Origin of the sequence: Neolewinella xylanilytica, assembly GCF_002934605.1 — a bacterium.
Lineage (GTDB): Bacteria > Bacteroidota > Bacteroidia > Chitinophagales > Saprospiraceae > Neolewinella > Neolewinella xylanilytica.
Map to the genome: position 1 here is coordinate 223,057 of NZ_PTJC01000005.1, position 24,650 is coordinate 247,706.

The following is a 24,650-nucleotide window of genomic DNA, read 5'->3' on the forward strand; positions in this document are numbered from 1 at the left end:
ACCTACTCCACGCGCAGGGCCAGCTGCGACATGGCTTTCTCGGGCTCCTGGAATTCGACGTCGATGACATCACCGTTGCGCACCTTGCGAAGGCCCTCGATGAGGATACGGTCGTCCGGGGTAAGTCCTTCGCGGATGACGTAGACGTGCGGCATTTCCTCGGCGATCACGATGGCGCGCTGCTCGAGGCGGTTCTCCTTGTCCACGACGTAGACGTATTTCTTGTCCAGGATCTCGAAGGTGGCCTTCTGGGGGATTACGATGGCGCGTTCGTAGGGGATGGGCATGAGCACGTTGCCGGTCTCGCCGTGGCGCAGAATACGGTCCGGGTTGGGGAAGGTGGCGCGGAATTCGATGTTGCCGGTTTCGTGGTCGAATTCACCCTCGATGGCTTCGACGATCCCCTCCTGATCGAACACCTCGCCGTTGGCAATGCGTAGGCGGACGTGCTGTTTCTCGGGCTTATCCTTGTTTTGCACGTAATCCAGGTATTCCGCTTCCGGTACGCTGTAGTAGACCCACATTTTGCTGTTGTCGGAAAGCGTAGTGAGCAGTTCGCCCTCCTCCAGGAGACTGCCTTCCCGCGCTTCCAGGTGGTCCATGATGCCGTTGTAGGGGGCGCGAATGTTGGTAAAGTCGAGGTGGGCTTCGGCGAGCGTAACTTCGGCCTGGGCCCGGTTGAGCTTAGCCCGGGCCATGGCGAGTTCGTTAGGTGCTACGATCTTCTCGTCGGCCAACAGCTTGGTGTTCTGGAGCTCGATCTCGGCGATCTCGGCCTCGGCCTTGGTGATCTGTAGTTCCGCCTCGTAGATGTTCGGCAGGATCTTGAACATCCGCTGGCCCTTGGAGACGGTTTGTCCCTCGTCCACGTAGATCTCCTGGAGGTAGCCCCGCTCGAGGGCCCGGAGTTCGATGTGGCGGCTGGCGTGAACCTGGCCGACGTATTCCCGGTCGACGGTCACGTCCTGAACCAGGGGGGTCGTCACCTCGAGTTTGGGGGTCACCTCGTGGTGGTGTTCTTCCTCGTGCTGGCAGGCGGCCAGAGCGAGAATCAATAGGGGTAGGAATGCTAACTTGTTCATTGTAGCTTAGTTGGGGAAAAAAGTAGGTGAGTCAGCCTCGCCACCTTAGGCGTCACGGACTAGGGGTGGGGACGCGGCGAGGAGCAATTTTTAGATCGGGGAAGGGCCGATCCCGGTCCTAGCGGACGCGACGATGCGGGTAGCGTCCGACAACGGACCTACCTCAGCGAGAAAGGGAATCGATCAGATCCGGAAGACCCGGTAGAGTACGGTGAGTTCCGTGCCGGCGGGCGGAAGTTGCCTGGCTCGATGCACGGGGCTGGGCGGCCCGGGAAAACAAGTGACGGAAACCACCAAATCAGCCAGGAAGGAGGTACGCTTGCGCGCCGCCACGACATCCTGGGCGTCCTTGGCTTCGCTATCCCGAACCTCCTCCTCTACTTCCGCCGGAAATTCGGGGAGTTGGGAGGGGTCATGTGCCGGTAGTTGGATCGCCGTTTCGTCATCCCCCGTATAGGTTAGCTGCAGCAGTGCGGTTCGCACGTCCTGCGCCGGTATGGCTTCCACTCCCCGCGGAGCGAAACCCGATAACAGCGCTAGCAACAGGTAGATGTACATGGTGGGGTTGAACGGACAGAGTATCAAATGTATCGTCCAATTTCCGCTGGTGGAAAGCTTTCACGGGCTGTAAGTATTGCTATCAAGCATAGCGAATCAAAACCCGGACTTGAAACTTTATTACCGTCGTGAAAAAGTATGTCCGATTTACGCAATCAAATATGGCGGAATGACAAAATGAAGTTTGGATTCACGAGGGTACCTTGCAAGTAGAGGAGACGGCAGAAATTTATCGAAATTTCTAATTTGACAAATCTATGACACGGATACCACCGCATCAAGCTCCTACCGATGCGATCTGATTTGGGTACGAGTTCCGGGCGCGGGGTGATCCTATCGCTGGAAGGCTTGTTCCTGCGCCCCGCCGCCCCAATACCCCTGCCTCAGTCCTTGGAAAACACATCGTGGGGTACCGGCTGCGGTACGGCATCCCGGTGGGATTGGCCGCCGAAGCGGTAAGCGACGCCGATGTTCAGCAGGTAGTCGGCGAAAGCGGCATCGCCCTGGGTATAGATACCGGTCTCCTGAGTACGGACCTTATCCTCGAAGCTCTGGGTCCGATTGCGGTAAAGGGCAACGGGCACGCTGGCGAACACGGAGAGGCTACGGTGGGTGTAACCAATGCCCGGTTCGGCGGAGACCGCGTAGCCCGGTCGACGGTAGCCGGCGCTGCCGCCGACGAGATCATTGGCGGGTACCCCCTCCAGACGGCCACCGAGGAAAATGTTGAAGCCGGCCATGGATGAATAGTAAGCGCCGAGCCGGACAGCAAACTGGTCCGGACAAGAAAATTCGCTGCGCCCGTTGCGGGTCAGTACGCCGTTGGTTTCGCGGGGATTGACGAGGTAGTAGAGGTTGGTTACGATACCGAAGGAGTGTGACAGTGGGTGGAAGCCCTGTACGTCGACCGCGATACCGGTGCCGCCATCCCCGGGCTGGATGGATTGGTCGACGACCGCCTCGAGCGTTTCGGAGCGATCATCGCCTTGATTGTAAAAGGTGTCGGTGTAGTCGAATTTGCCGGTAGGCAGCTTGACACCGAGACCGATGGAGTAATTAAAGTCGTGTCGCTGCGGGTCGAATAGCCAGTAGCCGATACCGAGCCGGATATCCGCCAGCCCGCTCGAGGCGGTGGCGTGGCGATCGCCCAGTCCGGAAGGGGGGTTGCCGCCGTGCTCGTACATCGAGGAGCGGTGGTGAAACACGACCGGTACAACGGCGGTGGCATACCAGCGGCTGGATAGGCCGTAATTCATCCCGAGATCGAGGAAAGATGAGCGGTTGACTACTTCCGTCCCTTCCTGAATGCGGTTCGCCTCTTCCTCGGAGCCCCGGAAGTGACGGAAGGACCGGAAGTGGCGGTAGCCGGCTTGCAAATTGAATTCGCCCCGACTTAGGTTCAGCGAATTGCCGACGCTACCGGCGCAGGCCGAGCCCCCGCGAATGGCAACGCAGCCTTGGCCTTGCAAGGAGGCGGAGTAGGTAAGGGCACCGCAGCATAGCAGGGCCAGCACGAGCGAAGAGATTCTGTGCATGATCGTAAAATCGACTAGTGAGTTCTGCCAAAGGGCAGTGGATACCGAAGATACGGTGAACCGGGAGTTTTAACATGCTTGTGTTGTGCCGGGTAGTGCGGTGCTTGGTAGCAGTAGACATCCGATGTGTCAGGTCCTGCCATTTTTACAGACATCCGATGTGTCAGGTCCTGCCACGTCCTAAAACAGCGTAGCCATCTCGTGCCGCAGCAACCACTTTTTCCGCTCGATCCCTCCGGCGTAGCCCGTCAAGTTTCCGTTGCGGCCCACTACCCGGTGGCAGGGCACGATGATGGCTACCGGATTCCGGCCGTTCGCCGCTCCCACCGCCTGCTGGGCGGCCGGATTGCCGAGGGCCACCGCCAGATCGCCGTAGGCTACGACCTGCCCGAATCGAACCGTGGACAGCTGCTGCCACACGGCCCGTTGGAATCCGGTGCCGGAAAGATCCAGGGGCACCGTGAAGACGGTCCGCTCTCCCGCGAAGTACTCCGTCAACTGACCTGCGGCCATATCCAGTATGCGCCGACCGTCTTCGGTAGCTGGAGCAGTATCGTCCGCTTCACGGCCCCCCGTCGGTTGAACGGTATCCGGAACGAAGGCAACTTTACAGATTCCCCGCCCGCTTGCAACGAGGCGTAGCGGACCCAGCGGGGTGTCCATAACCTGCTCCACGGTGGTTATCATAGCCTAGCGTACATACGTGTATATCTTGCTACAAGATACACCGCCGACGGTCACGGTCACCCCCCAAGCGGGCAAAGCCGGGTGGATTAGCCCATCGCCACCAGAATGAGGCTGACCAGTAATATCCCCGTCAGGTGAAACGCCCCGCTGATGGCTCCGTACAGCAGCGGCCGCGGTATATTCGGATTGATGGCGATGTTGACGGTATTCGCCACCAGGTAGCCCGTGCCGATCACCAGCGCGAAACGGATGGCCGCTGCTATGGTCGTAACGCCCAGTGCCTGCATCAGCAGGGCCGTGGTCACCGTGATGAGCAGCGAACAGGCCGCCGGGCCGATGATGAAGATCGGATCCGGATTCTGCAGGCTAGCCGCATCCTTGCCCAGGGAATAGGCGTACGCCCGGTTAAAGAATACCGTAAACCAGAGCCCACCGAGCACGAAATAGATGGCAAAAGCGGTGGCTACGCCAAGCCAGGAAAGGGAAGAAAAGGAAGTAAGCATAAGGCGGTTTGGATTGATTGCTCCAAAGTTCCCGCCGTGGAGTGACAGCCCTATGTCAGGGGTTAAATTGGCGGCCTAATCTTGACCGGGATGGTAGCGGTCGAAAAACTGTTGGAGCGTCATACCGTGGGGGGTGAAAGTGTCCGACAGTAGCGTTAGACGTCCGATACGGTCCAGCCGGAAGTAGCGGAATCCTTGCCGCAGCCGGCACCAGGCAATCAGGAGCCAGTTCTCCGTACTCAACAGAGCGAAGGGCTCGATGACCCGTTCCGTCGGCTCCCCGGACGCGTTCGTATAGGTGATCCGGGCGGGTCGGTAATTGGTCAGGGCGTCCTGCAGGGCGGAGAGATTATTGCTGCTCCGGTGCTGCTGCAGGTTCCGGTCGAAGGTGGTCCGCTGGTGCAGCAGATTGGCCTTGTCCTTGGCGTCATAGCGCAGCACCGCCTTGATCTTGTCGACCGCCTCGGCGTAGGCGGTGACGAACGACGAATCCGATGTCTTATGTACCAGTTGCTCGGCCAGTACGAGGGCGTTGGCTTCCGCTTCGGTGAAGGCAACCGGTGGCAGGCGGTAGTGCTCCATCAGGGCGTAGCCTTTCCCCTCCTCGGTCGCAATGGGTACGCCGGAGCGCTCCAACGAACGGATGTCCCGGTAGATCGTACGTACACTCACCCCGTACTTCGCAGCGAGTTCCGGCGCCGTAACCAGCCGCCGGGTCTGCAGCTGGGTAAGGATGGCGGTCAGGCGGGAGAGGCGGTTGTTTTCGGATGCTTCCATGCGTTCCCCAAGGTACCGGAAGCCGTGGATTCCCCCGTTCCCCTTTTTTGCGCCGGAGCGCAGGAGAATTCGCGGGCCGCTTTTAAAGTGACCTGTTTCCGCCGAAAGCTGCCGATGACGGCCCGTAAGTCGTATCGAGCACCGGTTGCCTCGGTCTGGTAGGTGCCGACCAGGATGCCATACCCACCCCCCTCGCGAAAAGAACGACCTGGTAAAGCTGCTCCTCCTCCTCGATCCGGCCTTCCAGCACGTAGCCGTCCAGCCCATCGATGTTGACGGGCACGGTTTCCTGTTCTTCCGCGATGGTGTACCCGCCCGCCCGTTGTCGGATGCGCTGTGCCCCAAAGGTAGCCGGGAAGGCGGCAACGGCACCGTGCCGGAATGCTGGTCGCCGGCCGATATCCGGTAAACCCGCGGAAGCAAATGGTTAGCAAGCTGCATGACATCGGCCGACCGCACTTCCTCGCTCCGCACCGAGTTTCAGGGGGGCAAGTCTTCGTTAGTGCGCACCTACCCCGAAAATCCCAAACCTAGAATCCAGCTAGTCGATGCCCTCCGCGGATTCGCCCTGGCCGGCGTCGGACTGGTGCACTTCCTGGAGGGTTTTGCCGGAGGACTCCTCGCCCCGGGAGCCGCCGAGGCAGCGGATCACGGTCTCATCGACCTCGCCTTCCGGGGACTGCTCTGGATGTCCTTCGGTAAGTTTTTCGCCCTGTTCTCCATCCTCTTCGGCGTGAGCTTTACCCTGATGCGGCGGTCGGGCGGTGATGCCCCCGGGTTCCGAAGGCGTTTCCTCTGGCGTTCGGTGATCCTGGCCGGCATCGGCCTGGTGCACCAGCTCTTTTACCGGGGCGATATCCTGCTCGTCTATGCCTCCTTGTCCCCGCTGTTACTGTTGGTGCACCGGCTACCGACCCGCTGGTTGGCAGGCATCATCGCCGTTTGTTTCCTGGGGCTGCCCCGGCTGCTGGCCTTTGCCATTGGCGGAGAGGGGCCCGCTTTCGGTCCCGCCCCGGTGTTGGACCCGACTCACCCCTACGCGGCAGCGTATACCGGTCTGCTGCAGAACGGCTCTTTCACCGCACTGGCCCGCGAGCACCTGACCGGCGGTCTCGGGCTGAAGGCCGATCTCTACCTCGGTATCCTGGGGCGGTATTACTATACCTTCGGCTACTTTCTGGTTGGTTTGCTGTTGGGACGGGCCGGCATGTTAGGGGATTCCCACCGGCTCCTGCGCTACCGCCGCCCCCTGAAGCGCTATGCCCTCGGCCTGCTTACCGTCGGCACCCTGCTGATGCTGGCCCTCTTCAGTCAGGTCGGCCAACCGATCGACTGGTCGGGCTGGCTACCCGTGGTGGCCCTCAATTTTTACGACTGGACCAACGTAGCCGTAACCGCCCTGATCCTGCTGGGCTTCGTGTCCGCTTACCAGTCAGGGGCCGGGCGGCGGGTATTGGCTCTGTTCGCTCCCTACGGACGAATGGCCCTGACGAACTACGTAGGCCTTTCCCTGATCGGCACTTTCCTGCTTTTTGACTGGGGTCTGGGCGGATTCGGGGCGGTACGGACCCACCAACTGGCGTTGCTGGCGGCATGGGTCGTAGCCGCGCAAATGGCCGGTAGCGCCTGGTGGCTAACGCGCTTTCGGTACGGGCCACTGGAATGGATTTGGCGTTCATTTACCTACCGGAAAATCCAACCGTTACGGTTGCCCGTTGCCGTACCAACCTATGTGCGCTCGTAGCGCTCCGCGAAGGCGATCATTTCCTCGATGAGCGGCTTGACCAGTTCTCCCCTGTCCGTAAGGGAGTACGCCACCCGCGGGGGTACCTCCCCGAAGTTCTCGCGGTGGACGAGGCGGTTTTCCACCAGGATTTTCAGCTCCTGGATCAGCATTTTCTCGCTGATATCGGGAATGGTGGAACGTAGGGCGCTCAGCCGTAACGGCCCCCCGTAGAGTTGCCGCAGGATCAGCAATTTCCACTTGCCGCCAACCATTTCGAGCGTAGTGCGAATGGGACACCGTGCCGTCACGTGTATTCGATCGTTCTTCATACCCACCAAAAGGTTAGTACCGCCATTTTAGTCCGGTACCTACAAAGTAAATAATCTTGTGGGATCACAGGAAAAAGAAGTACGGGCACTATGAAAACAATCGCACTCTTCGGCGGCACGGGGCAAACGGGCCGGGAATTGCTGTCCCTGGCCCTTACCCGGGGCTACGACGTCAAAGCGCTGGTAAGAAACCCGGCAAAGCTGTCACAAACCCACCCCCGCCTGCAGGTGATCGCCGGAGATGTCCTGAACCCTGCGGATGTGGCAGCTACCGTTGCCAGTACCGACGTAGTGCTGAGCGTTTTCGGCCACGGAAAGGGCTCGCCGGACTGGCTCCAGACGGACGGGACCAAAAACATCCTGGCCGCGATGCGCGAATCCAGGGTAAAGAAAATCATTTCCCTCTCCGGCGGCGGCCTGCCCTATCCGGAAAAAGACGAGCCCAAATTCGCGGACAAAGCCATCCGCTTCATCATGAACCTCGCCATGCCGAAGGTCATTCATGACGCCGTCGCCCACCACGGGGTGCTCGCGGCGAGCGGCACCGACTGGATCATCGTCCGGGCCCCACGGCTGACCAACGACGCCAAACAGGGTCACTACCGTGAGGGATGGGTAGGCGTGAACGCCAGCACCAAGATCGCCCGGGCGGATTTGGCCGAATTCCTGATCAAGCAGGTGGAAGACGACCGCTACGTACACCAATTGCCGTTCGTAAGCTACTGACCGCAGGCACCATCAACCTTCGGAGTACGAGGTACCGTTTCTCCTGAAGTCGGGCCGTTTATTGACACCACCAACCCCCGGGAGGTGAGTTCTCCTGCCGCCGGGTAACGGACGTGGCGGGGGAAGCGATTTTACCTGCCATCCGCGGAATCCGGAACGGCGTCAACGTTGACGAATTTGGTTTCCGTTTGCCCTTCGTCAACGCGTCCGCGGGCCATAAGCACGCGGATCGTTTTCTCGAAGTTCCTGAGCTCACGGTCCTCGTGTTGTTGCCAGATGGGCGATTCAAACAGGTTGTTATCGTTCAGTTCGCCGTTCTCGTTGAGCAGGCTCACGAATTTGGGGAGCTTGAACATATACTCCCGAATGGCATTCAGCGGCTTGGGAAAATCGAGAATCAACAGCTTTCCGTTCTCCCCGTACATGAAATTGATCCCGAAATTCCGCTCCGAGCCCCGGCTGACGATATTGCCCTTACGGTGTATCCGCATTTTTTTAATGGCGTGGTTCATGGAATTGATCTGAAGATCGTTCGGCATGATGATGTGCAACTCGACGTCTTCGGACTCGTATTCCACGACCTTTTCGATCGTATTCGTATTGTCTTCGTAAATCTCGATACGCAATACGTGCTCCTTTAATTTAGAAAAGACACTAACGATAAAATTGTAATAGTACCCGATGGCGACGCCCGTAGAGGCAATCAGTTCAACCTCCTTCCTGAGCTCCTTATTTTCGTGCTTAACATTGACGTATTGCCAAATGGCGATGGACCCCGATAGAATGCCTACCAGGGCCGCGGTCAGTTCAATGTTTTCCGACATATTCGTCTATTTGGGGTGTTCCGGGAGCGTACGAAAGAAATTTAGGGCATTCTTATATATTATTTCGTTTTCGGGGTGGGCTACCCCGAAATTTTGAAAGTCCCGGGTCGCACGTTCAAAGATGCGCCGGGCCACTTCGGTCGTCAGGAACCGGGTGATGATGGGCGCATTTCCTTCCCGGATGTACTGGTGGTAGGCGTCGTCCAGTTGCTGACTGTACGCAGCGGGGGTGACCACGGAGGTAACGGTGCGGGGATACGGGGCATATCCTCCGATGGATTGCGAGTCGAACGACAGCCGCTCCAGTGCTTTGGAAAAATAGTAATCGGGTTGGCCGTTCACCGTCCGATCGATGGATACCATAGTCATCATACCCGCGCACATGGCACAGGGCTCCAGCGTGGAATAGATGGTATGGCCCTCCAGCGCGTAGATACCGGGGCGGTCCAGGTACCCGGTCATGAGCCTGACTTCGCCGTGCTGGGTCGCGTTTTCCTGCTGGCTCACGTGATTCAGCGCATAATCCACCACTCGATCTGCGGTATCCACCAAAATACAACCTACGTTATAGCCCCGCCCGCCCCGGTCAATGGGTTCCCAGTATCGATAGACCACCGAGTAGGCAAGCAGAGAGAACAGGATATCCCTTTCCGTAGCAATCGGGTCGGAGAGTGGCAAGTTCATGGGGATCGTCGAATTAGGTGGGCGTATGGCCGTGGCCCGGCAATGGTGCACGTAAACCGGGAAGAACCCCGCTTCGGGAGCCGTTACGCGCGAAAACCACCCCCCAAAAGTAAGCCTTCTCCGACCGGTAGTTTCTACTGCCGAGGACCTTCGCCGAAGAGGTGGCCGGTCCCGAAAATATCCTCCGGTGCTTTCGCCGGTAGTCCGGACCAGCAAATAGCGAAGGCACGGTGTTAGCCGCGGAGGGTACCGGACCGGACACGTCGCCGACCGCTACCCGGGAGTTACGGCCTGCCATCGAGCGCTTTGTAGCCGGCCGCTGCGAACCGCCGGAAGCGGGGGCGGGCATCTTACCGGCCGGTAGATCTCCTTGCTTTCGATTTGGCGGCGGAGCGCGGGAGCCAACCTGTTTCCTAAACGCGCAGTGCCTTATGGGAGCCATCACACCGCGGCATCCGCTGCGACAGTCCGCAGTGGCAGTCATGAAAGCCCTTTCCCGACAGGATCTTTTCCTGGTAGCGCTCGATGCGGGTGGTTCGGGAAGCGGATTGTTTGGCCCCGTTGAAGTAAAGCAGGTAGCCGCGCTGCCGGCCGGGGGTGAGCTCGACGAAGGCGGCTTCCAATCCGGGCACCGCGGCAAATTTTTCGTGGAGTTCGGCCGGCCACGCTTCGCCGGGCGTGGCTACTTTTTCGACCTGCTGGCCGGACGCTTCCACCCCGATCGCCTCCCGGAGGTATGCCGTGATAACCGTTTCCCGTTCTTGCACCTGGGTTATGTCGGTAAAGCGCATCAAGCGAACGTGCACGGAATTTTCTCCCGGCTTTTCCAGAATACCCCGGGGGTCGGTGAGCAGGGCGCCCTTCAAGAAGCTGAGGGCGCAACTGTCTTTGAAACCCGCCAGCATGGCCACGTTTTTACCCCCGTACGTGTAGCAGGGTGCGCGCCACTTCCAGGTTTCGGTGAGGTCGGTGGTGAGCAGGATGGTCCGCAGGGCGGTAAGCTCCGGTCGCCACCGCTCGACCCGGGAAAGGAGGTCGTCTACTTGGGGATGCTTGGCCATGGCTGGGGGGGCGTAGTACCCCGTGGGTTTGAATAGCAAGATAGGGGAGCTTGGCGGGTTTTCCGATACACGCAACCGCCGCAAGGCACGAGTAGGGGCATACTGTTCACCCGCGCTCCGGCGCCCCCTTATGTCCGCACTCCCCCGAAATACTTATCCTTCAGCCAGAAAGACACCCGCACCAGCAGAATCAGTGCCGGCACCTCCACCAGCGGACCCACCACCCCCGCGAAGGCCTGCCCGGAATCGAGCCCGAAGACCGCGATGGCCACCGCGATGGCCAGCTCGAAGTTGTTGCCGGCGGCGGTGAAGGCAACGGCGGCCGTCTCGTCGTACCGCGCCCCCACGGACCGGGTGACGAAGAAGCCGATGATGAACATCAGGGTGAAGTACACCAGCAGGGGCAGGGCAATGAGGAGGACGTCCAGTGGGATGCCGACGATCACCTCCCCCTTGAGGGAGAACATCACCACGATGGTGAACAACAGGGCAATGAGGGTAAGCGGGGAGATGGCCGGAATGAAGGTCTCGCGGTACCAGGCTTCCCCCTTTAGCCGTACGAGAATCAGCCGACTCAAGATGCCCAGGAGGAAGGGGATGCCCAGGTAAATGGCTACGCTTTCGGCAATGGTAGCGATGGAGATGTCCACGATGCCGCCGGCGAACCCGAAGTAAGGGGGCAGGACCGTGATGAAGATCCAGGCGTAAAAACTGTAGGCGAAGACCTGGAAGATGCTGTTAAGCGCCACCAGCCCGGCGCCGTACTCGCTGCTGCCCTCGGCCAGGTCGTTCCACACGAGCACCATCGCGATGCAGCGCGCCAGACCGATGAGGATGATGCCCACCATGTATTCCGGGTAATCGCGCAGGAAGGTGATCGCTAGTACGAACATGAGGACCGGCCCGATGACCCAGTTGAGCAATAGGGAGATCGACAGAATGCGCACGTTGCGGAAGACTTTCGGCAACAGGGCGTAGTTCACCTTGGCCAGCGGCGCGTACAGCATCAGGATGAGGCCGATGGCGATGGGCACGTTGGTCGTGCCGCTGCTGAAGGATTCGATTCCGGCGGGGATCGAGGGGAAGGTGTAACCCAGCCCCACGCCCACCAGCATGGCGAGGAAGATCCACAGGGTGAGGTAGCTATCCAGAAAGGTGAGCCGCTTGGTGGGGGAGGTTTGCATGGGAATAGGGTAGGATGCCGCAGGTGGGGTTAATAGCCGTTTCGCAGGTTTGCCGCGTACGTATTCGGTAGGCGGCTGCCTTCGACGGCCCGGGCCGCCGCTTCAATGTCGTAGTCGAACCTGACGAAGGTGACCGAGATGCTGTCCGCATCCAGCGTGGACGTGGTGGCATCGAATTCCAGGATCGCGTAGCAGCCCCGGTTATCGCGGTCCTTCGGCTTGCCCACGGAGCCGATGTTGATGGCGTGGCGAAAGTGGGGAGCGGCTTCGTCGCCGGAATTCAAGATGCGGTGAAAGGGCTGGTGGGTGTGGCCGAAGCAGAGGATGTCGGCCTCCGCCTGCTCCAGGATTCGCTGCAGGCTTTTTTCCGGCCGGTCTTCGAAGAGGTACTCGTTGATCCGGCGGGGGCTGCCGTGGACCAGCAGTAGGCTAAGGCGATCGTCGTTCAACCGAAAATCCAGGCGCAGGTGGGCGGGGAGGGTGCGGAGGTACGCCCGGTTGTCGTCGTTGACGAGCTCGTTGGTGAGGGCGATGGAAACGGCACCGTTGGCGCGTTCTTCATCGGTTTTGTAGGCGCAGCCGCATTCGTCGCTGTGGCGGCCGATGCCGAAGTCGTAGTTGCCGGCAATCGTCGGGATGTGGCGGCGGCGAATCTCGTGAATGACCTCGTTGGGCCAGATGTTGTAGCCGACCAAGTCGCCGAGGCAGTAGATCGCGTCGGCGTGGTGGGTTTCGGCGTCGGCGAAGAAGGCTTGCAGAGCCGGCAGGTTTGCGTGGATGTCACCAAACAGGATAATCTTCATAAAGAGGGCATTGAGTGCGCAAAGAAGTATCGGTTTATCGCGATGAGCCGATGAAAGTGGGCAAAAAATTAGCAGCAATCGAGTTTAGGCAGGTCCTGGTCGAGGAAGTCGTGCAGGGTTTCCTTCATGCGGGCCCAATTGTCGGTGTCGATGCAGTAGCACACGCGGGTGCCGTCGACGGTGCCCCGGATCAAGCCGAGTTGCCGAAGTTCCTTCAAATGCTGGGAGATGGTGGGCTGGGCAAGATCGATCTCCGCTACGATTTCGCCGCATACGCAGCTGTCCATCCTGAACAAGTACTGCAGGATCGCTACCCGTGCCGGGTGCCCGAATGCCCTGGCATAGACGGCAATCGCGTTTTGGGCGTCCGTGAAGTTCGCTGTTTTGATGGCTCCCATGGCTTACTATCGTTTAATCGCAATATTACTATAAAGTAAACGAAGGGTGTACTCCCCCCGGCAAAAAAAAGGAACTACTTCATCCACAGCGCCCCCCGTTCTTCCACGTCTTCCTTGCGGTAGGCGGCGATCTTTCGGATGAGCTCGACCGGTAGTGGCTCGCCGTAGGGGAACTGTACGGAGCCCTTGCCGGTCTTATAGCCGGTCAGCTCGTCGCGGAAGGGTTCGAGGGCGGATTGGGTGGGGAAGAAATTCAGGTGCTGCTTAAAGCCCGCGAAGGAGAACAGGAGTCGGTCGGATTCGAAGGCGGGCTGTCCCCACTTTAGCCCTTCCCGGGCATCCGGTGCCACGCTTTTGAGCAGCGCCCGCATTTCGGTCAGCAGTTCCCGGCCGGCCGCGGGGGCGGCGGCCAGGTATTCGTCTACAGTGGTCGGTTTTTCGGAGGCCATCTTTATCGCGTTAGCATAACTAAGATAAGATAGGGCGGCGGAGCGCGGGAAGAAAGCCGGTCGCTTACCGGCAATCGTTGCTTCTCGTTCCCGGAACCCGTAAGCGGGGGTAGCCCGTCGCTGGCAACCACCGGCCGTGGCCGTAGGAATGGTGTCAGCCGTTCGCCCCGAAAAACGGATTCCCCAGGCCCCGTTACAGGGCCTGGTTACCATGAATGACAGCGATGACTGCCCGACCCGGGGTCTACCTATTGAGTTGAGGCAGCACGCCGTTTCGTCAGCCTATGCTCCGCTTCCCGGTCCTGTTGTTCCTGTTTTGGTGCCTGGCACTACGCACTTGCTCCGACCGGGAAAATAGTGGCGCAACGGCCGATCCGGATACATCATCGAGCGCTTCCGACTTCCAGCTTATCGTCCTTACCGACTTCATCTGCGGCGACAACTGTTACCTCCGCTACGCACCGCGGGAGGGTGGCACCGGCACCTCAGAGGCCATCTGCCGGGCGCCAGCCCGCGGAGAGCGGGAATTGCTGGGGAACTTACCGGACAGCCTGCGGGGCCGACGGGCACTGGCCAGCTTCTCCACCGGTATCCAGGTGAATGGTTCCGGGACGGTGGTGCGCCGCGACTTCCCGAGCATCGTCGCCCTGCAACTGTTGCCACCGAGCAACCGCCTGCCCCTCCGCCCGGGCTTTTACCTTATCGCGGATTTGGGGTGTAGCGATCCGGCCAACGCTGCGTTCCGGGTGTGGACGGGTCGCGGGCTCTCCGGCTCCGCTACCCGCGATTGCGACTTGTCGGTCATCTCCAGCAAGGGGAACGCGTATCGGGTAGGGCAGTCCTGCACCGATTCCTACAACAGCTCGCGGATAGTCACCGAGCTTACCCTCACGATCCCCGATTCCACTACGCTGATCCTTGCGGAGGAGGGGGCGGGCATCCGGTTCGAGCGTTGCCCGGCGGGGGAGGTGCCGGATTGGGCGCGGATTGCTTTTACCCTATCCGATTACGGTAGGGCGGCGAAGGGCGGGTATAAAGCCCCTAATCTCTACCGAAACACGCCCGATAAATTCGGCAGGATCCGCTGTAGATAGACGGGCAGCTCCTGCTCCGGGATCCGGAAGAGCTTGCACATGCCCAGCAGGAACTCCAGGTGCTCGATCTCCCCGTGTAGCTCGCGCACGTTGATGCACTCCGAGATCTGTTTCTGATAGCGCTCGGTCAACCGCTGGGTTTCGTGCTTGCGTGCGTCGACCGAAAGGGACCCGGTTACCGAGCCGGTCACCAGCGTACACAGGCGCAGCTGAATTTCGGCGAGTTGGGAATACACCGAATTCCGATCCTCGGGCAGACTCTTCAGTTGCTCCAGCCAGCCGGAAATGTAGGCCGCCGGATCGCGCCCGAACTCCTCCCGGATGTCGATACGGGGCGATTGGAGGTCGAAGTTCGCGAAGGTAGCCAGGGTCAGAAAACGGGTGGCGAAGTAGATGCTGCCGCGCTCGCTCGTGCCCCGTTCCCGCGCCGCCTGTAGGTAGCAGGTAGCGCCCTCCTTCAGGTACTTGCGTGCCTCGGCTTTGTCGGCCAGCAAGGCGGCCCGTTTGTAGGTACTGCCGACCGTGGCGACCAGTTCCGGACCCGAGTGCACGATCTCCGGCGTAGTGAAGGCCTGGAGAATCTCGGCGATCGCCTTCGACCCCTCCTCCGGGGAAACGGCCCCCCGCTGCCGGTCGATGACCAGTTGTTTGGCGCGGATGTTCCCAAAGGCGAACACGTCCTGCAGGAAAAACTCCCCGGTGCCCGCCCCGAAGAGTTGCCGGTAGGCGGTGATGGCGCGGGGATAATCGGCCATATAGGCGTAGAAAAGCGCTTGCCGGCGCTGGAAGGCACAGGATGCCAGGCCGAGCTTGCGGGCGCGATCGATGCAGACGTGGGCCGTGTCGTTCAGAATGTCGATGTGGCGCTGGATGCTGCCATTCACTTCCAGGCTTTCCGAGCGGGAGATCAGGTTGTCGAACTCCAGGATGATTTCCTGCTCCAGCGTGAAGGTGCCGCCATTGCCCGTACCGGCCCCGTCGGTGACGCAGCGGTAGAACTGATCGCCATAACACTGGTACGCTCCCCAGGTATTGACCTCCCGGTGCCGGGCGTAGCAGTCCGCCCGGGCGCGGGTCACGGCCTCGCCGAAGTAGCGGCCCTTCAGCATTTGCGCGTAGAATACCTCGGCGAAGGTTTTGGCCGCCGCGTCGTCGACCGCCCAGCCGGCGACGACCACGGCTTTCACGCCGAGTTGAATCAACTGGGTGCCGATGTTAGCGGCGAGCTTGTGCCGGCCCTGGCGGTAGGCCTCCAGTCCGGCATCGATCTGCCCGACAAAGCAGCAGTTTACGAAGACCAGCTCCGGGATGGCGCTGAACTGCCGCAGGGTGCCCGGGGTCAGTAATTGCCCGCCGCCGATGGAAATCCCGATCCGGTCCTGGTCCGGTTCGAACTCGCCGTGCGAGGCGATGTGAATGATTTTGTACGGATTGCCGAAGAGCGCCTTGGTGATCGGCACCGGTTCCTCCCCGATGGACAGCGTGGTGGTGAAGCCGGCCTCCTGTAATTGCTTGCCCACCAGTTTTCCCTCCGTTGCGGCGGCGGGCAGATCCGGCAAATCGGTACGGGTAAAGGCCGGATTGGCGATCACCATGGCCGTAGGTTGCCGCACCAGGGCGGGCCGGATGGCAGCCGAAGCGGAAAACAGTTGACGCACGAGCCCCGATTTCGTGAAGGTGGGTTTATCGTCGTACAGCGGGTCGTGGAACATCTCCCAGGGAAAGGCCGCGCTCTTCTCATCCATCCGCCAGGCGATGTTGCGATGGTTGCGGATGAAGTCTTTGTAGCGGTTCGGGACCAGCAGTTCGAAGATCACCTTGGCGTCGTTGGCGTTCCAGGTTGACTCGGTCGAGAGTTCCTCGGCCAGGTAGCGCGCTAGTTCCAGGTTACTGCGGACGTCGTCGGTACTGACGGAGGAGCCGCGATTGTAGGTGGTGAAGTCGAGGTATTCCCGGCCCTCCTTTGTCTCATCCCCCGGCAAGCGGTCCCGCTTGACCACGGAGGTGAAGGTCTGCCACCAGCTGCGGCTGTCCTCCCGCAGAAAGCGCTTTTGCCGGCCGAGGCCCTGCTGGATTTTCCGGTTGAGGTTGATGGGCAGGGAAGAGTCCCCTTCCTCGATCTCGAGCAGCGTCTTGTAGCATTCGTACACCCGGTCTTCGTAGTAGTCCACGAATTCGATGAATTCGATGGGGCGCAGGCGCTTCCCGGGCTTGTCGAAGCTCTCGATCACGCTGTTGGCCTGCATCACCCCGAGAAGAATGCTTCGGATGGATTCCCGCAGCGGTAGCTGACCGTAATTGCTGCCTATGAACAGCGTGCTGATGCCGTGGCTATTGTTCGTCGCTTTCTGGTCCGTCTGGTTATCGCGGTTGAAGACGGCGTACTTCAGGATTCCCTTCTCTACGGTGCGGGTGAGGTTGTAGCCGGTGAGCGCTTCCTTGTCGCCCAGCCCGACGATGATCGCGCCGCTGGGGTAGCGGGTGTAATCGATGATGACGTCCTGCTCGCCGATCTGTTCGGGATAGAAGCCCATCATGTGCCGCTCCGAGAGAATATCGTCCAGGTAGCCGTCCAGGGCCCGCTCCGCGCTGACGATGCCGTCCTGGGCGAAGTGACCGATCAGGACGGGGTGGCGCGCCCACTTCAGGTCGCCGTTGAAGACCTCGACGCGGATCGGCGCGGGCCCCTTCACTGTCCCCGGTGCCGCGGGTTCAAGGCCGAAGAGGTTGTCGAGGGGCGATTGGTCCGTGATTTGCGTCACCCGGCCCCGCCGGACGGTTTCCGTTGGCGATCCAGCGCTGCGCAGGCCACCCACCGGGGCCGATTGGCTGAATCCGGTAGCGGTAGTATCCCCCTTTTCCAGCAGATCGACCAGGCCCGGAAAGAGCGAGGCGTCATTCGCCAGCTCTCCGTGCTGTGTGCGCGTGTAGTAGACCTGCGTGGCGGGTACTTTAGTGGGGATGCCCCGCTTCCAGCTGACGCTGCCATCCCCCTCCGCCGTGGTCAGGTAGCGGAGCCGGTCCTTTTTCCAGAAGAGGGAATTCCGCAACTCGTAGTCGTCCACGGTCTCCTCGTGGTGTCCCGCGACGTAATAGATCACGGACATATCCTTTTCCGTAAACTTTTTGATCCCGCGCTCGACGCCCTCCCGGTAAGTCTGGAACGCTTCCAGCATTTCCGCGCCGATGGCGGGCATGCGACGGGCGTTGCGTGCGTCGCGGAGGGTTTCCCAGGCAGCCGGATCGATCATGCGGGCATCGTCGAGGGGAAGCAACTCGAAAATGCCGGGGAGCTGCCCGAGGCAGGTCAGCAACTCGCGCCTATCGTGCTTGAAATCCAGCAGGGCCAGTTGCCGTACCGTGCGCGCGTGGCCCGTCAGCACCTGGGTGATGAGGTGGGAACCGCGCCAGGGCGTGCCCAAAAGCAGGACGCGGGCGGCGGGACGTTTCCGGAAGCGCACCCATTCCTCCCGGTAGTCGATCATCCACTGGCGTACGACCAGTCCGCCCATCGAGTGTGCGACGATGCGCACGGGCTGATCGATCTCCGTGAGTGCCTGCATCAGCTCCGCGAATGCCCGGGCGGCTTCGGTGAGCGACTTCCGCCAGTCGTACGGGAAGACGCGCACGTCGTAGTTGCGCTGGTTCAGGTCGGTGACGAGAGCGCCGTAGGATCGCCGGATCAGGCTCTGAGCTTCGACCTCATCCGTAAGCTTAGCCAGTCGTTTGACGAATCCGCCCGCGTGAAGCGCGCGGAGGTCCATCCACTGCCGTTCGTTCTGGTGGTACAGATTGGACCCCATGATCCCCGGCAGGAGTACGACGACGGGCCGCTTGCCGGATACCTCGATCGGCCGCAATTCGTCGAGTTGGATCATGCTCCACCCCTGCGGCGGCGCGACGGGTAGTTCGTCCCGCGGGATCAGCGCTACGCCGGCGGGGAGCAATTCCCCGGTCAGGATGGCCGTAATAATGGCCATGTGCACCTTGTTGTCGAAGTAGGAAAAGTGGTCCACCTCCGCATTGGCGATGGTACACACCCGGTTGCTGGGCCGCCGGGCGATCCCCTCCGACATGCTCGCCGTATTCACCACGAAATCATTTTCCTGCCAGTAGTACAGGTTGCTCAAGACTACCTTCAGCGACTGCAATACGCCGCCGCCGGTGTCCGAATCCCCCAGAATGCTGACGAGCTCCGTTTTCAGCTCCCGCTCCGGGTTATTGTTCACCTTGATGAAGGCCAGGTCGGGCACCATGGCGTACAGGCCGGGAAAGGTGGCCGGGTCCTCCCGCTCCTCGATGACCTTGAGCAGAAACGACTTAAACAGGGCATAGAAGGGCCCCAGGCGGTCCGCCCCGGCTTTGCCGATGAGGGTCAGCAAGGCGTTCAGGAAGTGGTCCAGCCGGTCGGCGAGCAGCGTGGTGCCCTGGGCCGGACAGGCCACGCGAACGATGCGGTGGATGAAGACGGCTTTTTGCTTTGCTACCGTAGCCAGTTCCCGCATTTCGTCGGGTATCGGCGTTTGGGTTTCCCCTTCGGTATAGTCTTTGGCGACCAATTCGATCTCGCTGGTACTGTATCCCTTCTCGTCGAGGCGGCTATCGCAGCGCGCCAGCACGTCACCCACCAACCCGCCGCGGGAGTGGGTGATCAGGTCGAAGCTCGCGCCCTCCGGCAGTTCCGCCAGGAGGTCGAGGGCGTTCCGTACTGGGGAAGCGATCAGCGTCGGATGATTGAAGGCGTAGACCTGCCCATCGTAGTGCTGGTGGATCCGCTGCCAGTAGTCCGCATCGATGTTGCTAAAGCCACTCTCGAATTTGGAGGCCGTTCCGTGAATAAAAATGAGGGCCCGGGTAAAGGAGGCGCCCGCGGGCAGCCGTTGCAGGTTGCCGGAGGGGTCCACTTTCCAGAGCCCCTTTTTCTGGGTGTTCCGCTCGTCGATGCGCTGGGCCAGTTGCCGGGCGGTGACCTCCGCCCCCTCTTCCGCTGCCTTGCCGGTGATGATTTCGATGGCTTTGGCTTGGATGCGATCCACCAGCCCCCGCTGGCCCGATCGGTTCGACTCGATCGTGGTCGGCACGACGAAACCGGTTTGTCCGCTACGGGCCAGCTGTACTTCCTGGCCAAACACTTCTGGGAGGTCGTCGGCGTAGCCAAACCATTCCAGGTCGTCTTCGGTGATCAGGCCCACGATCTCGTCGGTTAGTTGCCGATCGTGCCGGGTGCCCACGCCCCGCGTGCGGGTCAGGTCGAAGCGCTCGCGAACCTCGAAGAGGTCGTTCGAACGGTCGGCTAAGGGGGTGGGCGTCGGGGCGCGGGTGCCGTGAATGTGAAGCGTAAAGGCTGGTGGCATGGTCGAGTGTGTGTAGGTCAGGGGCGATCCTGCCCCCTACGGGAAGGAAAATAGGCGTTACACCGCACATTTTTCCCGGCTCATCTCCCGGACTACCGGTGCCCCCCCTTCGGATCTACCCCGTTCATGCACCCGGTAATCAAAAGGTTACCGGTACCCGTCTGCCCGCTGCTCCCTGCCTGGGGTGACCTAACATGGTGGTTCCCTTGACCTCAGCTGCGCTCCGCCGCGAAACCGGTTTCCGGCGGGTACGGCATCGCGCCTACGTCGGGCGGGCACTTACCACTCCCTGATCCTACCTCAGACCCTGTACTCTTCCTTCGCCAGCTTATCCCTCTTGATCGGTTCTTCCTCAGCGTACGTCGTAGGGCGTACCGCTGCCGGCGGGCGCTTCTTCCCCTTTTTCCTGCGCCCGTACCACATCACGAAGCCAGTGACTGGCAGGGAGGCGATCACCAGGCTGGCCAGGAAGGCGATCACCTTCCCCGGGATACCGCCGATGGCCCCGATGTGGACGTCGTAGTTCAGCCGCATGACGAACTTGGCGAAGTCGGCATCGGCGTACTTCGCGTAAACCCCCGGAGAGGGAATCTCCTCCAGGGTGTACTGGTCGAAGTAGCGGTAATCGTTGCGGTAGAAGGTGCCTTCCCCCCGCTCGATCTCCACGTAGACGCTGGAGGTTTCCGAGTAGGGGTAGTGAAGCTCGAAACTCCGGGCGTCGGGTTCTTCCCGCATCAGCCGGGGAACGAGCCGATCGTACGGAATGGCCGCATCATCCGCCGCGGCGGTGCGGCCGGCACTTACGTTCTCGGGAATCACGAAGCTGGGGTCGCCGCTGCCGCCCAGTACCTTATACGTCGCGTAATAGAACCACGGCAGCCCGATCACCGAGCCGGTGAAGGCGAAGAGAAAGGCGAAGACGTAAATGTAGACGCCGACGATGCTGTGGAGATCGAAGTTTTTGCGCCGCCAGCCGGTGGTGGGCTTCCAGCGGAAAGACAGGTTCTTACGGAGTCGCTTCACCCGCCCCGGCAGCCAGATGAGGAGGCCCGACACGATAATGAACAGGAAGACGAGGATGCCGTACTTCACGATCATGCTGCCCACGTCCATCGGTAGCCACAGGTACATATGCCCCAGCAGCGCCCAGGCGAAAAAGCCGGAAAGGTGGTCCTTGGTATGTAGGATCTCGCCAGTGGTCGGATGGAGGAACACGCTCTGGTAAAATCGCGGCTCTACCTGGTAGAAGATCACCTCCACCGGCGCCGTGGTGCCTTCGAAGAGGGTGCCGTGGATGGCGTGCTCCGGAAAAACGGCCTGTCCCAATTCGCGGGCGCGGGAAGCGGACAGCAACTCGGCTTCCGCCGCCGGCTCGAAGACGAACTCCGGCTCGTACAGCGGCTCGATCTCTTCCTTAAACACCCAGGCGGCACCCGTCAGACTGACCAGCAGCACGATGATTCCGGTGGCCAGTCCGAGGTACTTGTGGACGGCGAGAAGGAGGCGGAAGCGTTTGCTGGTGCGTTTCATGGGGGGGGGCGGTTGTCGGGTGTCGGGTTGTCGGGTTGTCGGGTTGTCGGTTGTCGGGTTGTCGGGTTGTCGGGTTGTCGGTTGTCGGGGTGTCGGGTGTCGGTTAGCGGAAGCGGTAGGTGACCGCCAGGCGGCCGTTGATGCCGGGCTCAGACTGCCAGTAAAGGTAGCTGCCGTAGTTGGCACCGGAGTAGAGGTACTCGTCGAGGAGGTTGTTAACGTTGAGTTGGACACGGAAGCGGTCGTTTTTCCAGAACAGGCCACCGTCGACGCGGAAGTAGTCGGGGAGATCGGTCTCGTTGTCGGCTCCCCACGTCCAGGTGGAGCGGTCGATCTGGTACTGATATCCCAGGGAGGCGCCGAAGCCGCTCAGCGCCGAGGTGGCCGGAAAGCCGTAGGTAAGCCAGCCGTTGTTCACGTGGCGGGCGTGGCCGGCTACGCGGCTGCCCACGCGGGCGGGGTCGGTGTCTTCAGTAACCGTTACGTCGGTGTTGGCGTAGTTGAGAATCAGGTTCAGACCGGGGTAGAGCTCGCCCTGGAGGTCGAATTCAAATCCCTGCGACCGAATTTCGCCGAGCTGGATGGAGAACATGGTATTCTCGGGGTCGGTGACCAGCACGTTGTTTTTCGTAATGCGGTACGCCCCCAGGGTGGCGCGCACCCGGTCGTCGAAGAAGGATTTCTTGATGCCGCCTTCCACGTCCCGCGCCCGGACCGGGTCGAAGGGTTCCGCGTCGGCGCTGACGCCGTTGTTCGGCAGGAAGGATTCGTCGTAAAGGGCGTACACGGCCAGGTCGGGCAGCACGTCGAAGCTGATGCCCACCCGGGGGGTAAAGGTGTTGTCCGGCTCATCCTTGCCGACGGTTTCCAGATTCGTATACCGACCCGCCAGGGTGACGCGCAGCCGATCTTCGAAGAAGCCGAGCTCGTCCTGAAGGTAAAAAGCCGTGGAGCGGAATCCGTTGTAGGGATCCGGATAGCGGTCGCGAAGCTCCTGGGAGCGGTCGAAGGTGAGCTCGCCGAAGTTGCCGTACTCCGGGTTGTAGATATTGAAGGGAGTGGTTTCCGCCTGAGAGCTGTAGAAGTCGGCGTAGTATTCCTTGTCCGTATAGTCGATACCGGCGAGAATGGTGTGGCTCACCTTCCCGGTGCGTGCCTCGCCGTTCACGAAGGCCTGTCCGTAGGTGCCCAGAGAGAGCGCGTCCCACATGCTGACCGAGCGGTAAGCGTCACCGTCGTCTTCCAGGGTGGAGATCCAGGCGGAATAGCCTTCCTGCTCGTAGTTGAGCCGGGCGATCTGTACGGTGCCCTGCCACTTGGTGGAGAAGCGGTGGTTTAGGTTGAGCAGCCCCATGGTTTCCACGATGTCGGTGGCCGGGTAATCGGGGTCGACGAAGTTGAAGTCACGATCAAGGCTGCCGTAGCCCGCCGAGACGGGGGCGAAGATGTAGGCCGAACCGAGGAAACTCTCGGCCTGCTGGTGGGTCAGTTCGGCGGTGAGGGTGGTCCGGTCGGAAAAGCGATAGGCGAGGGCCGGCGCAATGGCCCAGCGCTGGGCATCCTCGTTGCCACGGTGGCTGTCGGAGGTCTGGTACATGCCGTTGAGGCGGTAGCGCAATTTGCCGTTTTCGGTCACCTTGCCGCCGAGATCGAGGGCGCCCCGGTAGAAGTCGAAGCTACCGGCCATGACCGTTACCTCGCCGATGGATTGCTCGGTCGGTTTTTTTGTCACGACGTTGTAGAGTCCCCCCGGCTCCCCGGCCGAGAGCATAAAACCGGCCGGCCCCTTTACGAACTCGATGCGGTCCACCAGGCTCATGTCTTCGGATAACGGCCCCCAGCTGTCGCTGACGTTAAAGCCGTTGCGGAAGGCCGGGATCCGGAAGCCGCGCATGTTGAGCCGGGCGAAGTTGCCCCAGTGCTCGAGCATGGTGACGCCGCTTACGTTGCGCGATAGCCCCTGCATGATGTTGGTGATCTGCTGGTCGCGTACCAGCTCCTGGCTGATGACCTGGATGTTCTGCGGCAGCTCGGCGATGGGGGTCTGCAGCCGCAGGGAGGGCGAGATGTTGGATTGTGCGTAATTGTCCCGGCCGCCACGTACTACGATCTCCGATAGCTGCGCCTCCTGGAAACGAAGCCGTACCGGGGCGATCTCCAGCGTCCGGTCGGCAACCACCGTGACTTCCCGACGGTCGTTCGACAGGCCGATACCGGAGAAGAGCAAAACATAGTCACCGGCGGGCACCCGCTCCAGGCGGTACACTCCCGCCACATCCGTTTCCACTCCGCGGGTGGTTCCCTCCAGGCTCACGTTTACAAATTGTAGCGGCTCCCCTTTCCGGTTTTCCACGGATCCCGTAATGGTGCCAACCTGTGCGGTAAGTCCCGCGCCAGCCAATAGCACCAGCAACAGGGGTAGAATTGTTTTCATGGTCTTTTGCTTTATCTAGACTAAGTCTAATTACAAGCAAAGGTATTGATCAGCTTGGAAACGACAAATACTACTCCGGTAAATTTTGTTGCAGGGGATCATTGGTAATGCTGGAAGCGACTTGTCGTCCTCCTCAGCTTCGCCCATCTTTCCCGGTTAGCAAAAAGCCGAGCGATCACCTGGCTACGCTTCCTGGGGGTTGTGTTCGTCTTCGCTAGCCTGATCCTGCGCAGTACGAAGCGTTGAGGGCGTTGAAAAAAGCCGTGGCGGCCGCGCCCTCTGATTCGGGGTTTCCGTGCCCCCCGTCCGCAGCGGATGGTACGCTAATCTTTGGTGCAGCTGTAGTAGTGGTTCTCCCCTTCGTCCTCGAATTCCCCGGTCAGGGTCAGTCCGGCGTCCGCTAGCAAGGATCGGTAGGTTTCCGCGCCCAAAGACAGGGATAGCCGGCCGGTCATGGCGTCTTCCCACTGTACTTCCTGGTACGGAGCCGTAAAGAGGAACCGTCCCCCGGGCCGCAAGGCTTCCCCGACCCGGCGAATGACGATGGTTTGCGCCCGCTTCGGTAGTAAGAACAGCAGCCCCCAGGCGAGCACGGCGTCGAACGAGCGATCGAAGAAGGGGGAATCCTCCACCGCCTCACAGGCGACCGGGACCGCTGGAAAGTTCGCCCGGAACTCCGCTACCAGGGAAGGCGAGGCGTCAATGCCGAATACCTCCAGGCCGGTATGTATGAGCACGCCGGTGATGGGGATTCCCGGGCCGCAGCCCAGGTCCAGCACGGATCCCCCCGGCGGCAAGCCGCGAGCCCAGCTATATACGGCCGAAGAACCGGTAGCGTTGGCTCCCGTGGCGCGGTAGGCGATAAAGTCGCTTGCAATGCGCTCGTACCCGTTTGACTTGTCCATGGTGCAA

22 protein-coding genes are annotated in these 24,650 nt (G+C 60.8%); 4 read left to right on the forward strand and 18 right to left on the reverse strand.

Annotated features, from left to right (window positions below; all coding sequences use genetic code 11):
• Positions 1-2 precede the first annotated feature (2 nt).
• The 6 genes from CLV84_RS00855 to CLV84_RS00880 all read right to left on the reverse strand — a co-directional run bounded on the left by CLV84_RS00855 (position 3) and on the right by CLV84_RS00880 (position 5,142).
• Positions 3-1,082: an efflux RND transporter periplasmic adaptor subunit gene (locus tag CLV84_RS00855; protein WP_104417850.1), complete on the reverse strand. Its 1,080-nt coding sequence runs from the start codon at positions 1,080-1,082 to the stop codon at positions 3-5.
• Between the two features lie 183 nt (positions 1,083-1,265).
• Entirely contained in the window at positions 1,266-1,640 is a 375-nt protein-coding gene (locus CLV84_RS00860) for a hypothetical protein (protein WP_104417851.1), read from the reverse strand.
• A 383-nt stretch (positions 1,641-2,023) separates the two neighbouring features.
• The gene (locus tag CLV84_RS00865) at positions 2,024-3,175 is read right to left on the reverse strand and encodes a transporter (protein WP_104417852.1); all 1,152 of its coding nucleotides are present in this window, start codon (positions 3,173-3,175) and stop codon (positions 2,024-2,026) included.
• Between the two features lie 180 nt (positions 3,176-3,355).
• Entirely contained in the window at positions 3,356-3,862 is a 507-nt protein-coding gene (locus CLV84_RS00870; protein WP_211295123.1) for a methylated-DNA--[protein]-cysteine S-methyltransferase, read from the reverse strand.
• An 86-nt stretch (positions 3,863-3,948) separates the two neighbouring features.
• Complete coding sequence (locus tag CLV84_RS00875; RefSeq protein ID WP_104417853.1) at positions 3,949-4,365, reverse strand: DUF1761 domain-containing protein; 417 nt, start codon at positions 4,363-4,365, stop codon at positions 3,949-3,951.
• A 75-nt stretch (positions 4,366-4,440) separates the two neighbouring features.
• Entirely contained in the window at positions 4,441-5,142 is a 702-nt protein-coding gene (locus tag CLV84_RS00880; RefSeq protein WP_104417854.1) for a helix-turn-helix transcriptional regulator, read from the reverse strand.
• Positions 5,143-5,287: 145 nt separating this feature from the next.
• Here CLV84_RS00880 and CLV84_RS21415 point away from each other — a divergent pair, with 145 nt between their 5' ends.
• Positions 5,288-5,551, forward strand: a complete 264-nt coding sequence (locus CLV84_RS21415) for a hypothetical protein (protein ID WP_146088664.1) — start codon at positions 5,288-5,290, stop codon at positions 5,549-5,551.
• Positions 5,552-5,581: 30 nt separating this feature from the next.
• On the forward strand, positions 5,582-6,886 hold the full coding sequence (locus CLV84_RS00885; RefSeq protein ID WP_104417855.1) for a DUF418 domain-containing protein: 1,305 nt from the start codon (positions 5,582-5,584) through the stop codon (positions 6,884-6,886).
• Here CLV84_RS00885 and CLV84_RS00890 read toward each other — a convergent pair.
• A complete protein-coding gene (locus tag CLV84_RS00890; protein ID WP_104417856.1) occupies positions 6,871-7,197 on the reverse strand; it encodes a winged helix-turn-helix transcriptional regulator in 327 nt (108 codons plus the stop codon). The genes CLV84_RS00885 and CLV84_RS00890 overlap by 16 nt on opposite strands.
• Positions 7,198-7,287: 90 nt before the next feature.
• Between CLV84_RS00890 and CLV84_RS00895 the strand changes: the two genes are divergently transcribed.
• On the forward strand, positions 7,288-7,923 hold the full coding sequence (locus tag CLV84_RS00895; RefSeq protein WP_104417857.1) for an NAD(P)-dependent oxidoreductase: 636 nt from the start codon (positions 7,288-7,290) through the stop codon (positions 7,921-7,923).
• 131 nt (positions 7,924-8,054) lie between these two features.
• Here CLV84_RS00895 and CLV84_RS00900 read toward each other — a convergent pair whose 3' ends face one another.
• The 7 genes from CLV84_RS00900 to CLV84_RS21630 all read right to left on the reverse strand — a co-directional run bounded on the left by CLV84_RS00900 (position 8,055) and on the right by CLV84_RS21630 (position 13,326).
• Positions 8,055-8,747: an STING domain-containing protein gene (locus tag CLV84_RS00900; RefSeq protein ID WP_104417858.1), complete on the reverse strand. Its 693-nt coding sequence runs from the start codon at positions 8,745-8,747 to the stop codon at positions 8,055-8,057.
• Between the two features lie 6 nt (positions 8,748-8,753).
• Positions 8,754-9,431 (reverse strand): nucleoside deaminase, encoded by a 678-nt coding sequence (locus CLV84_RS00905; protein ID WP_104417859.1) that lies wholly within the window; start codon positions 9,429-9,431, stop codon positions 8,754-8,756.
• Positions 9,432-9,844: 413 nt separating this feature from the next.
• On the reverse strand, positions 9,845-10,492 hold the full coding sequence (locus tag CLV84_RS00910; RefSeq protein WP_104417860.1) for a DUF1801 domain-containing protein: 648 nt from the start codon (positions 10,490-10,492) through the stop codon (positions 9,845-9,847).
• Between the two features lie 128 nt (positions 10,493-10,620).
• Positions 10,621-11,676: an ACR3 family arsenite efflux transporter gene (arsB, locus tag CLV84_RS00915; protein ID WP_104417861.1), complete on the reverse strand. Its 1,056-nt coding sequence runs from the start codon at positions 11,674-11,676 to the stop codon at positions 10,621-10,623.
• A gap of 29 nt (positions 11,677-11,705) precedes the next feature.
• Positions 11,706-12,479 (reverse strand): metallophosphoesterase family protein, encoded by a 774-nt coding sequence (locus tag CLV84_RS00920; protein WP_104417862.1) that lies wholly within the window; start codon positions 12,477-12,479, stop codon positions 11,706-11,708.
• A 68-nt stretch (positions 12,480-12,547) separates the two neighbouring features.
• Positions 12,548-12,877 (reverse strand): ArsR/SmtB family transcription factor, encoded by a 330-nt coding sequence (locus tag CLV84_RS00925; protein ID WP_104417863.1) that lies wholly within the window; start codon positions 12,875-12,877, stop codon positions 12,548-12,550.
• 74 nt (positions 12,878-12,951) lie between these two features.
• Complete coding sequence (locus CLV84_RS21630; protein ID WP_170067514.1) at positions 12,952-13,326, reverse strand: iron chaperone; 375 nt, start codon at positions 13,324-13,326, stop codon at positions 12,952-12,954.
• Positions 13,327-13,610: 284 nt separating this feature from the next.
• Between CLV84_RS21630 and CLV84_RS00935 the strand changes: the two genes are divergently transcribed.
• Positions 13,611-14,420 carry a hypothetical protein gene (locus CLV84_RS00935; protein WP_104417865.1) on the forward strand — a complete coding sequence of 270 codons (810 nt, stop codon included), beginning with the start codon at positions 13,611-13,613 and terminating at the stop codon, positions 14,418-14,420.
• On the opposite strand, the gene CLV84_RS00940 is transcribed toward CLV84_RS00935, so the two are convergent.
• The 4 genes from CLV84_RS00940 to CLV84_RS00955 form a co-directional block, all read right to left on the reverse strand.
• Positions 14,375-19,774, reverse strand: coding sequence for a DUF7379 domain-containing protein (locus CLV84_RS00940; protein ID WP_104417866.1), 5,400 nt, complete (start codon positions 19,772-19,774; stop codon positions 14,375-14,377). The genes CLV84_RS00935 and CLV84_RS00940 overlap by 46 nt on opposite strands.
• 300 nt (positions 19,775-20,074) lie before the next feature.
• Positions 20,075-21,304, reverse strand: a complete 1,230-nt coding sequence (locus tag CLV84_RS00945) for a PepSY-associated TM helix domain-containing protein (RefSeq protein WP_104417867.1) — start codon at positions 21,302-21,304, stop codon at positions 20,075-20,077.
• Between the two features lie 103 nt (positions 21,305-21,407).
• Positions 21,408-23,738 (reverse strand): TonB-dependent receptor, encoded by a 2,331-nt coding sequence (locus CLV84_RS00950; protein WP_104417868.1) that lies wholly within the window; start codon positions 23,736-23,738, stop codon positions 21,408-21,410.
• 323 nt (positions 23,739-24,061) lie between these two features.
• Positions 24,062-24,643: a class I SAM-dependent methyltransferase gene (locus CLV84_RS00955; protein WP_104417869.1), complete on the reverse strand. Its 582-nt coding sequence runs from the start codon at positions 24,641-24,643 to the stop codon at positions 24,062-24,064.
• Positions 24,644-24,650 lie beyond the last annotated feature (7 nt).